Consider the following 13,762-nt stretch of genomic DNA (forward strand, 5'->3'; position numbering starts at 1 on the left):
CTTGTCGGTCAGCTGAAGGTATGACGGCTCATGGGCAGGCTGCGAACCCGTTGTCCGGTCAGTTGGGCCACGGCATTGGCCACCGCCGGTGCTACCGCGGGCAACGGTGGCTCGCCGATACCGCCCATCTTCGCGCCACTCTCAACGATGCGTACATGTACCCGAGCCATGCGCGCAGGCGGCAGGATCGGGTACAGGTCATAGTTGCGCGCACGCGGCATGCCATCGACGTACACCGCTTCCTCGACCAGCGTCTGCGACAACCCCAAGGCCACCGCGCCATTGACCTGGTGCTCGATGATGGCCGGATTGACGATGCTACCCGGATCGATCGCCTGCCAGATGTCGTGGACCTTCACTTGGCCGTCTTCGATGGAGACCTCGGCGATCACGGCCGCTTCGGACCCGAAAGGGGACGCCATCGCCAAGCCTCGGGCCCGCCGCGTGCCATCCTCGGCAGTGAAAGGCCCTCGTTTCCAGCCCCCTGAAAGCTCGACGACCGCTTGCAACAACTGGGTCAGGCGCGGGTTGTCTCGCAGCAGGTGCCGACGCAGGGCCAGAGGGTCCTGGCCTCCTTTGTCCGCCAGCTCGTCCAGGAAAGACTCATAGAAGAAGTCATTGAGCGAGTTGCCCACCGACCGCCAATAACCGAGCATGGCCGGGCCTTTGACGTACACCTGTGCGATGCGCTTGTTGGCTATGGCATAGGCCTTGCCCGATAGCCCTTCCAGTGCCGTGGGGTCGACCTTGTCACCTTGCTTGCCGGCCAGGGCTTCGGTGGGGCCTTCCGTGGCGCTGACCGCCTCCAGGACTACCGGCAAGCCTTCGGCATCGAGCCCGGCGCGGAACTTGACCGCGGCGACAGGGCGTAGCACATCGCGAAGGAACTCTTCCTCGCGGCTCCAGATCAGCTTGACGGGCTGGCCTACCGCCTTGGCCAGGGCGATGGCCTGCGGGTAAGGGTTGGCGGACTCATACAGGAAGTGTCGACCGAAGAAGCCGCCAAGCAGCGGCGAGTGCAGCGTAATCTGGTCGGGTGACAGCCCGGTACGCTTGGCGATGTCATCGCGGAACATGTCGGGCGCCTGGTTGGGCAGCCAGACCTCCAGTGTGCCGTCGGGGTTGAAGCGGGCCAGGGCAGAAGGGGGCTCGAGCTGGGCATGGTTCAGGTACTGGTTGTGGTAGCTGGCCTCGACAGTGGTCACGGCGTTGTCCAGCGCGCTTGCCACGTCTCCGGCCGTTTCTTCATCACGGGTTGGACCCGTGGCACTGGCCAGGTGCTGGAGCCAGCCGTCGCTGGAAAAATCCGCCGGCATGGCCCGCACGGTGGAATCTGCGGCTGGCTCCAGCCACTGTACTTGCAGTGCCTCGACCGCACGCTTGGCGTGCCACCAACGCGGTGCAACCACCGCTACAGCACCGGGCAGGCGATGCACCGAGTGCACGCCCTTCATGGCAGCCACCTGTGCCTCATTGCGCACCTGGCCCACCGTCATGCCCAGGCGAGGGGCATGCTGCACGGCGGCATGAAGCATATTAGGCACGCTGAGGTCGATGCAGTACATGGCCTTGCCGGTGGACTTGTCGTATGCATCCAGGCGCCGAACTGGCTTGCCAATCCAGCGAAAGTGGGCAGGATCACGAAGCTTGACGGTGGCGGGGTCGGGGACCGGCAGGTCCATGGCGCGTTCGGCCAGTTCGCCGTACCCAAGCGTGCGCCCTGACGTGGTATGTACTACGGTACCCGGCGTCGTGGTGAGCTCGCCCACCGCGACACCCAGTTGCTGCGCAGCGGCCTGCAGCAACATCGCCCGCGCCAGTGCGCCCAGGCGGCGCATGGTGGGGTAGCTCATGCGTACGGACATGCTGCCGCCGGTGATGCGCATGCCGTTTTCCATCACCACATAGGCTTGGCCAGGTGGGGCGCTGTCCACGATGAAGTGAGCAGGATCCACATCCAGCTCCTCGCCAACAATCTGCGCCATGGCGGTGAACGGTCCTTGGCCGCCTTCCATGAACGGACTGAGCAGACGGACCGTGCCATCCGGTCGGATTTCCAGGAACGCCGGTACCTGGGTGCCTCGCTGCACATCGGCAGCAGCTTGCACACGCGCAACGCCCGTCGGCAGGCCGAAGCCCAGGACCAATGCGCCTGCAGCCGTGCCGACGAGGAAGCGGCGACGCGAGAGATTGACGGTTTCGCCAACTTGCAATCTATGCAGTTCAGCAGCGGGATCAGGCGTGCTCATCAGGCTTTGGCTCCCTGCGCCAGGTCATGCATGGCTGCATGAATAGCGTTGTAGGTGCCGCAGCGGCACAGGTTGATCATGGCTGCATCGATCTGCTCGGCGCTGGGTGCCGGGGTATGCTTGAGCAGCGCGGTCGCTGCCATTACCTGACCGGATTGGCAGTACCCGCATTGCGCGACCTGGTGTTCCACCCAAGCCGCTACCACCCGCTTGCCCACAGGGTCCGCCTCGATCGCCTCAATGGTCGACACGTGTCGGCCAACCACGCCGGACACCGGGGTCACGCAGGCGCGCACCACAACGCCGTCCACCAGCACCGAGCAAGCCCCGCACTGGGCCAGGCCGCAGCCATACTTGGTACCGGTCATGCCCAGATCGTCGCGGATCACCCACAAAAGGGGCGTGTCGGCGTCTGCATCGACCTGGTGGGTCGTGCCGTTGATGAGTAGTTCCATGGTTCACCTGCCAGTCATCGGTTAGCGCTGTTCTTGTCATGATCGTGGGGTGCGTCGCCCCGTGTAGAAACGCTAGCACAGCGCTGAACCGGTGCCTGCGCCAGGCTGTGCAGATACAGAGGATCAGGCAAGGATTTCCCCGGAATGCGCAAGCGCGAGGCCGCCATTGACGCGCATGCCGGTCGGGGAGGATTTCCGCTGTGAAAAACCGGATAATGCCGACCATTGTGTTTTGCACGCTTAAAATCACGGTAAACCCGCATGGAAATCAAGGTCAATTTTCTCGACAATCTCCGTCTCGAAGCCAAGTTCGATGACTTCACGGTGATCGCCGATCAACCGATCCGCTACAAGGGCGATGGCTCGGCCCCTGGGCCATTCGACTATTTCCTGGCGTCCTCGGCGCTGTGCGCGGCTTACTTCGTCAAGCTCTACTGCCAGACACGCGGCATTCCCACCGAAAACATACGCCTGTCGCAGAACAACATCGTCGACCCCGAGAACCGCTACAACCAGGTGTTCAAGATCCAGGTGGAGCTGCCGGAAGACATCACCGACAAGGACCGCCAGGGCATCTTGCGTTCGATCGAGCGCTGCACGGTCAAGAAGGTGGTGCAGACCGGTCCGCAATTCGTGATCGAGGTGGTCGACAACCTCGATGCCGATGCCCAGGGTTTGCTCATGCCGGTGGCCGAAACCAGCACCCGTATCCCTGGCAAGGACCTGCCACTGGAACAGACGATTGCCAACATGTCCGGCATCCTGGCCGACCTCGGCATGAAGATCGAAATTGCTTCGTGGCGCAATATCGTGCCCAACGTCTGGTCGTTGCATGTGCGCGATGCGCAGTCGCCCATGTGCTTCACCAATGGCAAGGGCGCTACCAAAGAAGCGGCGCTGGCGTCTGCCCTGGGCGAATTCATCGAGCGGCTGAACTGCAATTTCTTCTACAACGATCAGTTCTGGGGAGAGGAGCTGGCCAATGCGGCGTTCGTGCACTACCCGGACGAACAGTGGTTCAAGCCCGGCCCTCGGGATGCCCTGCCTGACGAAATCCTCGACGCGCATTGCCTGGCCATCTATAACCCCGATGGCGAACTGCGCGGCTCGCACCTGTACGACACCAACTCGGGCAACACCGCCCGGGGCATCTGTTCGCTGCCGTTCGTGCGCCAATCAGACCAGCAGGTGGTGTACTTCCCGTCGAACCTGATCGAGAACCTGTTCCTGAGCAACGGCATGAGCGCGGGCAACACGCTGGCCGAAGCGCAGGTGCAGTGCTTGTCCGAAATCTTCGAGCGTGCGGTCAAGCGTGAAATCCTCGAAGGCGAGCTGTGCCTGCCGGACGTTCCCGCCGAGGTGCTGGCCCGCTATCCGTCCATCGTCGCGGGTATCCAGGGGCTGGAGGAGCAGGGCTTCCCAGTACTGGTCAAGGACGCCTCGCTGGGTGGCGAATTCCCGGTGATGTGCGTCACCCTGATGAACCCGCGCACCGGTGGTGTGTTCGCTTCGTTCGGTGCGCACCCAAGCCTTGAGGTGGCCTTGGAGCGCAGCTTGACCGAACTGCTGCAGGGCCGCAGCTTCGAAGGTTTGAACGACCTGCCACAGCCCACCTTCGAAAGCCACGCCCTGACCGAGCCGAACAATTTCGTCGAGCATTTCATCGACTCCAGCGGTGTTGTGTCGTGGCGCTTCTTCAGCGCCAAGGCTGACTTCGAGTTCGTCGATTGGGATTTCACTGCCCAGGGCGAAGGTGCCAATGCGCAGGAGGCAGCCACCTTGTTCGGCATCCTCGAAGACCTTGGCAAAGAGGTCTACATGGCCGTGTACGACAACCTCGGTGCAATCGCCTGCCGAATCCTGGTACCAGGCTATTCGGAAATCTACCCGGTCGAGGACCTGATCTGGGACAACACTAACCGGGCGCTTTCCTTCCGCGCCGACATCCTCAACCTGCACCGCCTGGACAATCGCTCGCTCAAGCTGCTGCTCAAACGCCTGGACAATTGCGATGTCGATGACTACACCACCATCACCACGCTGATTGGCGTTGAATTCGACGACAACACGGTATGGGGGCAACTGACCATCCTTGAGCTCAAGCTGCTCATCTGCCTAGCCGTGCAGCGCTTCGAGGAGGCCAAAGAGCTGGTCGAGGCGTTTCTTCAGTTCAACGACAACACCGTGGAACGGGGGCTGTTCTACCAGGCGCTTAATGTGGCATTGGAAGTGCAATTGGACGATGAACTGGACATGGCCGACTACGAAGTCAATTTCCGCCGCATGTTCGGCAACCCGCGCATGGATGCGGTGCTGGGCTCGATCGAGGGAAGCGTGCGCTTCCACGGCCTGACCCCGACCAGCATGAAGCTCGAAGGGCTGGATCGCCACCTGCGTCTGATCGACAGCTACAAGAAGCTGCACGCCGCTCGGGCGCGACTGGCCTGACGTCTGGCAGGCATGCGGGCCTGGATAGGCCGCGTATGCCACGAAGGGCAGCGGTTCGGGGTTTTTTGCAGGATATTTCAGCTATGTATGGCTGAACTATCGGCTCGTCAAGGTGCTCATTTGCTAGGCGCACCCTGCGTATCCCCGCGGGCCGTCTCTCGTCGGCCCCGGTCACTGAACGAAAAGGAGGCACCGTGACCGTTTCCGACCCTACCCTGTACCGCTGCAGACCCGGCCCGCTGCATGCATTATTGTTGGCGGGCACCGTGCCACTGTTCCTGGGGGCAATGATTAGTGACATTGCCTACTACAACAGCTACCAGATCCAATGGAGCAACTTTGCCGCCTGGCTGATCGCAGGCGGGTTGGTGTTCTGCGGGCTGGCCCTGCTGTTCGCCCTGGCCAACCTGATCAGCGCTCGACACAAGACCGGGCGGCCAACCCTTTACTTCTTGCTCTTGCTGGTGACGTGGGTGCTGGGGTTGGTCAACGCCTTCGAGCATGCCAAGGACGCCTGGGCTGTGATGCCGTCCGGGCTGGTACTGTCGGTGATCGTGACCGTGCTCGCTGTGGTGACGGCATGGCTTGGCTTGAGCAACCTGCGTTCGGGAGGTGAAGCATGAGAGCGCTGCACGCTGTGAGCTTGTTGTCCCTTTCGCTGTTGCTGGCGGCTTGCGGCGGTGAGGGTGACCCCACCCAGGCCCGTGGGCCTGACCCGAAGCTGCCCGAGCCCCAGCGCGGTCTGCTGCCCAGCATGAAGATCGCCGAGCCGGTGGCCTGGGGGCAGCAAAAGCCGACCGTGCCCGACGGTTTCAGCATCACGGCCATCGCGACCGACTTGAAGATCCCGCGTCAGAGCCTGGTGCTTCCCAATGGCGACATCCTGGTGGCCGAAGGGCGTGGCGGCAGCGCTGCCAAACTCAAGCCCAAGGATGTGATCGCCAGCCAGATCAAGGCCAAGGGCAATACTCAGGTCAAGGGCGGCAACCGCCTGACCCTGTTGCGCGATGCCGATGGTGATGGCAAGTATGAGCTGCAGACCGTTTTTGCCGACAACCTGAATGCGCCCTATGGCCTGGCATTTGCTGATGGCAAGTTGTACGTGGCCAACCAGGACGCACTGGTGCGCTTCGACTACCGCGACGGCCAGACTAAGGCCGACGGCCCACCGGTCAAGCTCACCGACCTGCCGGCCGAGGTCAACCACCACTGGACCAAAGCCCTGACCATCAGCCCGGACGGCCGCTTCCTCTATGTCGGCATCGGTTCGAACAGCAACATCACCGAGCGCGGCCTTGAGGTCGAGATCGACCGTGCGATGGTATGGGAAGTCGATGCCCAGACGGGCGCACATCGGCCCTACGCCACCGGGCTGCGCAACCCCACTGCACTGGCTATCCAGCCGGGTACCGGGCAGCTCTGGACAGTGGTCAACGAGCGCGACGAACTGGGCCCAGACCTGGTCCCCGACTACCTGACGTCCGTGCGTGAGGGCGGCTTTTACGGCTGGCCCTACAGTTACTGGGGGCAGAACGTCGACGACCGGGTGCGGCCGCAGAATCCTGACAAAGTAGCTGCGGCGATCAAGCCCGACTACAGCCTGGGGTCGCATGTCGCGGCGCTGGGTGTCGACTTCTCAACGGCCGCCATGGGCCAAGGCTTTGCCGAGGGGGTGTTCGTGGGCGAGCACGGCAGCTGGAACAGGCCGAACCCGGTTGGCTACAAGGTCATCTTCGTGCCGTTCAGCAACGGCAAGCCGGCAGGCGAACCCATCGATTTCGCCACCGGCTTTCGAGGTGAGGATGGCAAGACGCGTGGGCGTCCAGTGGGTGTGACAGTCGATCCGCGTGGGGCATTGATCATTGCGGACGATCTGGCCAACACCGTATGGCGGGTGACGCGCAACTGATGCGATCGGCTGCAGGGGCGGGACTGTCCGTCCCTGTGGCTTACTCTCTAGGATCATGGCTATTACGCCTTGGCATAGCCACGCAGATTCGCTATTCGCCACACGAATAGTTTCCATCTCAGCTTTCGATTTCCATGCGAGGCGTCAATAGCCTCATGCTGAACCCCGTCCTGTTTAGCGAGAACGGTCATGTTCAGTAAATCCCTGATGATAGTGCTGTTACCCATTGTTTTGGCATTGATTGCAGGCGCGGTTCTGCCGTTTCAAGCGGCGGGCAATGCCGCTGCGGGCAGGGCCCTTGGCCACTGGCTGTGGGGCGCCTTCGCATCGCTTGCCGTCAGCGCCGTGGTTGTCATTGCAGCGCTGCTGGTGTTGCGGGTACCTGCGCCTGACATCGGCAAGGCCATGCAAGGCCCATGGTGGCTCTGGATCGGCGGTGTGCTGGGCGCCCTGTATGTGGCAGGGGCGGCGGCGCTGACGCCCAAGCTTGGCGCGGCAGGCTTTCTGGTGCTGGTGGTGGCAGGGCAGATCGTTACGGCGGTGGTTGCTGATCATTTTGCCATCATGAACCTGCCTGGCAGGCCCTTGGGGCTGGCGCGAATTTTCGGGCTTGTGATGATCCTGGCCGGCGTGTGGTTGGTGCAGGGTCAGTGGGCCACCAGTACCCCCAGCAAAAGCGAGCCCGCGGTGGAGCGCTCAAGCCACGATCATACCTCTGGCTGACAGCATGTCAGCACCGTTTCGCGCAGCCAGCGATGCCCTGCATCACCCTGCTTGCGGCTGTGCCAGGCTTGCCGGTAATCGATGCTGTCCAAAGGCAGCGGGGGGACGAACTCGCACAGCCCCCCATGGGCAGGCAGCGGGGCGAGGGCCCGTCGCGCTACGGTCAGAATCAGGTCGGTATCTTTCACTACTTCTACGGCTGCGCTCCAGTGCGGCAGCGCCAGGGCAATGTGCCGGCGCTGACCTTGGGAGGCCAGTGCACGGTCAATCTCATCGAAGGCGTCGGGGCGCGTAGCCACCAGCACATGGGGGCGCGCCAACCACTGGCTCAAACTCAATTTGCCCGTGGCCGGCAGCGTCTGATGGTCAGCCACGCTTACGAAGCGATCTGCAAACAGTGACTGGGCGGTGATGCCTTGAGGTAATTCCGGAAAGACCCCCAGCGCCAGGTCCAGTTCTCCATCGAGCAATTGAGCCACCATTGCCTCGCGACTGGCCTGGCTGACCGCCAGGTCGATGCCCGGGGCAACGCGCCGCACATGGCGCAGCAGAGGTGGCAGGATGATCCGTGCTGCATAGTCCGACAGCGAGAGACGGAAGCGTCGCCGGGCCTGCGTAGCATCGAATTGGGGCGTGCTCAGCAGCCCCTCCAGATTGGCCAATGCGTCCTCCAGCGGTTGGGCCAACGCCTGAGCCCGCGCGGTGAGCGTCATCGTGCCACCCTGACGTACCAGCAGAGGATCATCGAAATGCTCGCGCAACTGCGCCAGCGCATGGCTGACGGCCGGCTGGCTGCGGTGCAGGCGAATGGCAGCGCGTGTTACATGCCGCTCGGTAAGCAGGGCGTGCAGGGCCAGCAGCAGGTTCAGGTCGATTCGGCGCAATTGATCCATGGTTCGTGGGTCTGATCCGTAAGGGGGCAGGGGCCAAGCCTAACAAATGCGCGCCTGCACCGCTGGCGGCACTACACGACCTCACCGGTGGTTGCCGTTATACTGCGCACCTGTTCGATTTTTTCCGAGTATTTCGATGGGTCTTTCCGCTACCGTTTCACCTGAACCGCGCCGTCTGGGCGCACCCCTTGTCGCGTTGGGTCTACTGATAGCTGGCGCTTGGTTCCTGGATGTCAATGCAGGCTTCAGGCAGGTCCTGCTTCTGCTGCTGGGGGCTGCGCTGGGCCTGACGTTGTATCACGCGGCCTTCGGCTTCACCTCTGCCTGGCGCGTGTTCATCAATGAGCGGCGCGGCGCCGGCTTGCGTGCGCAGATGGTCATGCTGGCGCTGGCTGTACTGCTGTTCTTCCCGGCGCTTGCGGCCGGTAACCTGTTCGGCACCCCCGTGACGGGCCTTGTGGCACCGGCCGGGGTGTCCGTCGTGTTCGGGGCTTTCATCTTCGGCATCGGCATGCAACTGGGGGGCGGCTGCGCGTCGGGCACCTTGTTCACCGTTGGCGGCGGCAATGCCCGCATGCTGGTAACCCTGCTGTTCTTCATCATCGGTTCCGTGACCGCCACGCACCACGCCGACTGGTGGTTTGCCTTGCCATCCTTGCCTGCGACCTCCATCGTGCAGGCATGGGGCCTGGTACCTGCCTTGCTGGTGAGCCTGGGCGTGTTCGGCCTGATCGCCTGGGTCACTGTGCACCTGGAAAAGCGCCGCCATGGCAGGCTTGAACAGCCCGAGCAGCATGACCGGGCAGGTCTGCAACGCTTTGTGCGAGGCCCCTGGCCGTTGCTCTGGGGCGCCGTCGCGTTGGCCGTGCTCAACTATGCCACCCTGGCCTTGGCTGGACGGCCCTGGGGCATCACCTCAGCCTTTGCCTTATGGGGCGCCAAGGTGCTGGACAGCCTGGGTGTTCAGGTGAGCAGCTGGGTGTTCTGGCAGGCGCCGGCAAATGCCAAAGCCTTGGCTTCGCCGGTCTGGCAGGATGTGACCACCGTCATGGACCTGGGCATCGTGCTGGGGGCATTGCTTGCAGCAGGCCTTGCCGGGCGTTTTGCGCCAAGCCTGAAGATCCCGCTGCCGTCATTGATCGCCGCCGTCATCGGCGGCCTGTTGCTGGGCTACGGTTCGCGCCTGGCCTACGGCTGCAATATCGGCGCTTATTTCAGCGGCATCGCTTCAGGGAGCGTGCACGGCTGGCTATGGCTGATCGCCGCCTACCTGGGCAACGTGATCGGGGTGCGGCTGCGCCCTGCGTTCTTTGCAGGGGAGCGTCGCGCGACGACCTTGACCGGCTGTTAAGGCGAAGGGCTGGCCCGTTGATACCCGACTGGGCCATTCAACGCAAGGTTCGAAATGGCTGAACCAAGCATGGCGGGAAGGGTAGTTGCTAATATTTTTTATCAACTATGTTTAGTAACTAATTGATATGTATAGCTATCTGCGTGCCAGCGCATGTTGCACACATTGCTCCTGATAGGTTTTGCTGATGGCAGCAGGTGATAGCCTCGAGCGACTGTTATAGGTCTGCTCGGTAATGCCGAAGGCGGTCATGCGCATCCACGGCTTGGCGAACTTGCGTGCCTGCAGCTTCTTGCGTGCGGTATACAGCGTGACCCCAGACAGCTTGGCCTGCTGAGCCTGGGCTGCAATCTGCGCGCCCCACTTGCAGGCTTGGCGATCGTTCTGAGTCAAAGGTCGGGCGCTGGCGCCGATACCTGCCGTAGCCAGCAGGCAGCCCGTCGTGATTGCTAGAATTACTCGCATGTTCCTGTCCTAAGCTCCTGAAGGAGAAGGAAGTTTGCCTCCTCCTTCCAAAGCCGGGGGCCAGCAGTTTGCCTTCAGGCCAGCGCAGCTTTGGCGCCTGTGCTGGCATGTTCGCGCAGGCTGTACCAGGCAATAGCCGCTACCCACAGCACGCCCACCCCATAATTGAGGCGCTGGTAAAGCCCGAACAATTCGCCGCTCTGCATGGCCTGGCCCATGAACCCGACTGTGACAAGTGCCCCAAGGGTACAGGCCAGGGAGAAGACCGCCAGGGCGCGCGAGTGCGCGATGCGGGCGCCAAGCCAGATCCACAGGGCACTGGCGAGGGTCAAGGACAAGAACATCAACAGCCCGGACAGGTTGTGCAACTGCTGCGACGTGGAAGGCTGTTCAGGCGCGCAGCCTTGGTCGCAGGCGAACCATCCCGTGCCCAAGCTGCCAACGGCGTGCAGCAACAACAGCGCTGCACTGACCATGGCCAGCCGGGAGCCGCGCCAGCGCCGGGCAATGCCCCATGCGAACAAGGCGAACAGTAGCGCTAACGGGAAATTGTTCACCAGCGGGGAAAGATGATGGGTTGGGGCACCGACGGCGCCAAGCTGGCTCATGGCCAATTGCAGATGATCGTAGCCGGGGTAGGCCATGGCGGTCAGCGTAACGCCCAGAGCTAGCCACAATGGAATGAGCAAGCCACAGCTGAGCAGTGATCGATCGAGCAATTTCATGCAGGCATCCTTCCGTGGAAAGCCCGGACCTTAACAAACGGTCTGGTGATAGCGCCAGCACCGATAGCGTTGCAGCCGTATGTGATCGTACAACTGCCTGCGCTATCATGGCGGCTGTCTTTCAAGGTGAAGCCCAGGGCATGTCAGATCTACAACCACCGCCACGGGCCAGGCGCAAGCCGCGCAGCCTGGCCCAGGAACTGGTCACAGTGCTGACCGAACGCATCCGCAGTGGTCAACTCAAGCGCGGTGACAAGCTGCCGACCGAATCGCAGATCATGGCTGAGGAAGGGGTCAGCCGCACGGTCGTGCGTGAGGCGATCTCGCGCTTGCAAGCCGCCGGGCAGGTGGAGACCCGTCACGGTATCGGTACCTTCGTGCTGGACGCTCCGCCGGTCGGGGGGCTGCGCATCGACCCGGCCACGGTGGTGACGCTGCGCGAAGTACTTGCGGTACTGGAGCTGCGCATCGCCCTCGAAATCGAATCGGCCAGCCTGGCGGCTCAGCGACGCAGCGATGAAGAGCTGGCCGGGATGCGTGCAGCCCTCGATGAGCTAAATGAACAAGCAGCCCATGCTACCGACGCAGTGTCCGCGGACTTTCAATTCCACCTGCGCATCGCCCAGGCCAGCGGTAATCACTATTTCGCCGACATCATCAACCACCTGGGCACCAGCATCATCCCTCGAACCCGCCTCAACTCTGCTCGCCTGGCCCACGACGACCAGCCCCACTACATGAGCCGGTTGATGCATGAGCACGAAGCGATCTATGAGGCGATTGCTCGCCAGGACAGTGAAGGGGCGAAGATGGCCATGCGCATGCACCTGAGCAACAGTCGGGAGCGGCTGCGCCAAGCCCATGAGCGGGCGCAGGTGAGCGGGGCGTGACCTAACCGCCCCAGCCTCCGGGTGTCCCTCATCCCGGCTAACGACTCAAGATCTACCTTGGAGCGCTTCTTCACTCCACTGGCCATTGACCAACCGGCGCAACCCCAGCGGATTGCTGTCGCGCAGCGGCTCGGGTAGCAGCGCCTGGGGGTAGTTCTGGTAGCACACCGGCCGCAGGAATCGGTCGATGGCCAACGTGCCGACAGACGTGCCCCGAGCGTCCGAGGTGGCGGGGTACGGGCCGCCGTGGACCATGGCATCGCATACCTCCACACCTGTTGGATAGCCGTTGACCAGGATGCGGCCGACCTTTTCCTCAAGCAGCGGTACCAACCAGGCGAACGCAGCAAAGTCTTCCGGCTCGCCGATCAGCGTCGCGGTCAGTTGGCCTCTCAGGCCCTGCAGGGCGCTGCGCAGTTGTTCCTCGTCGCGCGCTTGCACCGCTACTGTCGTCGGACCGAAGACTTCTTCCTGCAAAAGCGGGTCGGACGCCACTAGCAGGCGGGCCTCGGCTTTGAACAGTTGTGCACGTGCCTGGGGGCCTGTCTGCGGCTGGCCGGCCAGGTGCACGATGCCGTCATGGGCGTGAAGGTGATCCAGCCCACTGACATAGCTTCGCAGGCCACCTGCATTGAGCATGGTCTGGCCGGCCTGTTGGTCCAGATGGGTGCCCAAGTCTTCGAGGAGTTGGCTGAAAGCGGGGGATTGCAGGCCTATCACCAACCCCGGGTTGGTGCAGAACTGCCCAGCCCCCATGCAAACGGAGCCTGCCAGTTCACGCGCAATGGCTTCGCCGCGCTTGGCCAGCGCCCCGGGCAGGACAATCACCGGGTTGATGCTCGACATTTCGGCAAACACCGGGATCGGCTGGGGGCGCTCGGCGGCCATGCGGCACAGGGCATCGCCACCTTTGAGCGAGCCGGTGAAGCCCACTGCCTGGATGGCCGGATGCTTGACCAATGGCTCACCCACGCCTGCCCCGAACACCATGTTGAACACACCTTTGGGCATGCCGGTACGGGCGACCGCGCGTTCGATGGCACAACCGACCAGGTCGGCGGTGGCCATATGGCCGCTGTGCGCCTTGAATACCACCGGGCAACCGGCAGCCAGTGCAGCAGCGGTGTCACCACCGGCGGTAGAGAAGGCCAGGGGGAAGTTGCTCGCGCCGAACACCGCTACAGGACCAACGCCGATGCGCATCTGCCGCAGGTCCACCCGCGGCAGCGGCTTACGGTCTGGTTGGGCCAGGTCGATGCGCGCACCCAGATAGTCGCCTCGGCGCAGCACCTGAGCAAACAGGCGCATCTGACCACTGGTCCTGCCGCGCTCACCCTGGATCCGAGCTGTCGGTAAGGCGGTTTCACGGCACACGATCGCCACGAAGGCATCGTCGAGCGCATCGAGCTCCGCGGCAATGGCGTCCAGAAACTCGGCGCGGCGTGCCGGTGGCAATTGGCGAAACCCTGCGAAGGCGGCCTGTGCGGCCTCGGCCGCCTCGGCCACCTCGCCCTCGGTGGCTTGTGCGAAGCTATAGGGCAGGGGCTCGCCAGTGGTGGCATCCAGGCTTTGCAGGCGCTGCGTGCCGGCTGCGCTGCGCTGGCTGGCGATGAAGTTGTGGCCAAGAATCTCTGGCATCTGGAACTCCTCAAGG

12 protein-coding genes are annotated in these 13,762 nt (G+C 63.0%); 6 read left to right on the plus strand and 6 right to left on the minus strand.

Annotated elements, in window-relative coordinates; genetic code table 11:
- Positions 1-8 precede the first annotated feature (8 nt).
- On the minus strand, positions 9-2,249 hold the full coding sequence (locus ACF8R3_RS15215) for a molybdopterin cofactor-binding domain-containing protein (protein ID WP_392515831.1): 2,241 nt from the start codon (positions 2,247-2,249) through the stop codon (positions 9-11).
- On the minus strand, positions 2,249-2,704 hold the full coding sequence (locus ACF8R3_RS15220; protein WP_058638345.1) for a (2Fe-2S)-binding protein: 456 nt from the start codon (positions 2,702-2,704) through the stop codon (positions 2,249-2,251). The genes ACF8R3_RS15215 and ACF8R3_RS15220 overlap by 1 nt, the downstream gene beginning before the upstream one ends.
- 261 nt (positions 2,705-2,965) lie before the next feature.
- Between ACF8R3_RS15220 and ACF8R3_RS15225 the strand changes: the two genes are divergently transcribed.
- The 4 genes from ACF8R3_RS15225 to ACF8R3_RS15240 all read left to right on the plus strand — a co-directional run bounded on the left by ACF8R3_RS15225 (position 2,966) and on the right by ACF8R3_RS15240 (position 7,784).
- Positions 2,966-5,152, plus strand: a complete 2,187-nt coding sequence (locus ACF8R3_RS15225) for an OsmC domain/YcaO domain-containing protein (RefSeq protein WP_058638344.1) — start codon at positions 2,966-2,968, stop codon at positions 5,150-5,152.
- Positions 5,153-5,346: 194 nt separating this feature from the next.
- Positions 5,347-5,775 carry a DUF2231 domain-containing protein gene (locus ACF8R3_RS15230; protein ID WP_058638343.1) on the plus strand — a complete coding sequence of 143 codons (429 nt, stop codon included), beginning with the start codon at positions 5,347-5,349 and terminating at the stop codon, positions 5,773-5,775.
- Entirely contained in the window at positions 5,772-7,061 is a 1,290-nt protein-coding gene (locus ACF8R3_RS15235) for a PQQ-dependent sugar dehydrogenase (RefSeq protein WP_392515832.1), read from the plus strand. Before ACF8R3_RS15230 ends, ACF8R3_RS15235 begins: the two co-directional genes overlap by 4 nt.
- A 189-nt stretch (positions 7,062-7,250) precedes the next feature.
- A complete protein-coding gene (locus ACF8R3_RS15240; RefSeq protein ID WP_145255928.1) occupies positions 7,251-7,784 on the plus strand; it encodes a DMT family transporter in 534 nt (177 codons plus the stop codon).
- On the opposite strand, the gene ACF8R3_RS15245 is transcribed toward ACF8R3_RS15240, so the two are convergent.
- Positions 7,769-8,677: a LysR family transcriptional regulator gene (locus ACF8R3_RS15245; RefSeq protein ID WP_392515833.1), complete on the minus strand. Its 909-nt coding sequence runs from the start codon at positions 8,675-8,677 to the stop codon at positions 7,769-7,771. The genes ACF8R3_RS15240 and ACF8R3_RS15245 overlap by 16 nt on opposite strands.
- A 136-nt stretch (positions 8,678-8,813) precedes the next feature.
- Here ACF8R3_RS15245 and ACF8R3_RS15250 point away from each other — a divergent pair, with 136 nt between their 5' ends.
- On the plus strand, positions 8,814-10,028 hold the full coding sequence (locus ACF8R3_RS15250; protein ID WP_392515834.1) for a YeeE/YedE family protein: 1,215 nt from the start codon (positions 8,814-8,816) through the stop codon (positions 10,026-10,028).
- Positions 10,029-10,163: 135 nt separating this feature from the next.
- Here ACF8R3_RS15250 and ACF8R3_RS15255 read toward each other — a convergent pair whose 3' ends face one another.
- Together ACF8R3_RS15255 and ACF8R3_RS15260 are read right to left on the minus strand one after the other, a co-directional pair.
- Positions 10,164-10,493, minus strand: a complete 330-nt coding sequence (locus tag ACF8R3_RS15255; protein ID WP_058638339.1) for a hypothetical protein — start codon at positions 10,491-10,493, stop codon at positions 10,164-10,166.
- Positions 10,494-10,567: 74 nt separating this feature from the next.
- Complete coding sequence (locus ACF8R3_RS15260) at positions 10,568-11,218, minus strand: DUF998 domain-containing protein (RefSeq protein ID WP_197844045.1); 651 nt, start codon at positions 11,216-11,218, stop codon at positions 10,568-10,570.
- A 140-nt stretch (positions 11,219-11,358) separates the two neighbouring features.
- Here ACF8R3_RS15260 and ACF8R3_RS15265 point away from each other — a divergent pair, with 140 nt between their 5' ends.
- Positions 11,359-12,108, plus strand: coding sequence for a FadR/GntR family transcriptional regulator (locus ACF8R3_RS15265; protein ID WP_058638384.1), 750 nt, complete (start codon positions 11,359-11,361; stop codon positions 12,106-12,108).
- 45 nt (positions 12,109-12,153) lie between these two features.
- On the opposite strand, the gene ACF8R3_RS15270 is transcribed toward ACF8R3_RS15265, so the two are convergent.
- Positions 12,154-13,746: an aldehyde dehydrogenase (NADP(+)) gene (locus ACF8R3_RS15270; protein WP_392515835.1), complete on the minus strand. Its 1,593-nt coding sequence runs from the start codon at positions 13,744-13,746 to the stop codon at positions 12,154-12,156.
- Positions 13,747-13,762 lie beyond the last annotated feature (16 nt).

This window comes from Pseudomonas sp. FYR_7 (genome assembly GCF_043106155.1).
Lineage (GTDB): Bacteria > Pseudomonadota > Gammaproteobacteria > Pseudomonadales > Pseudomonadaceae > Aquipseudomonas > Aquipseudomonas parafulva_B.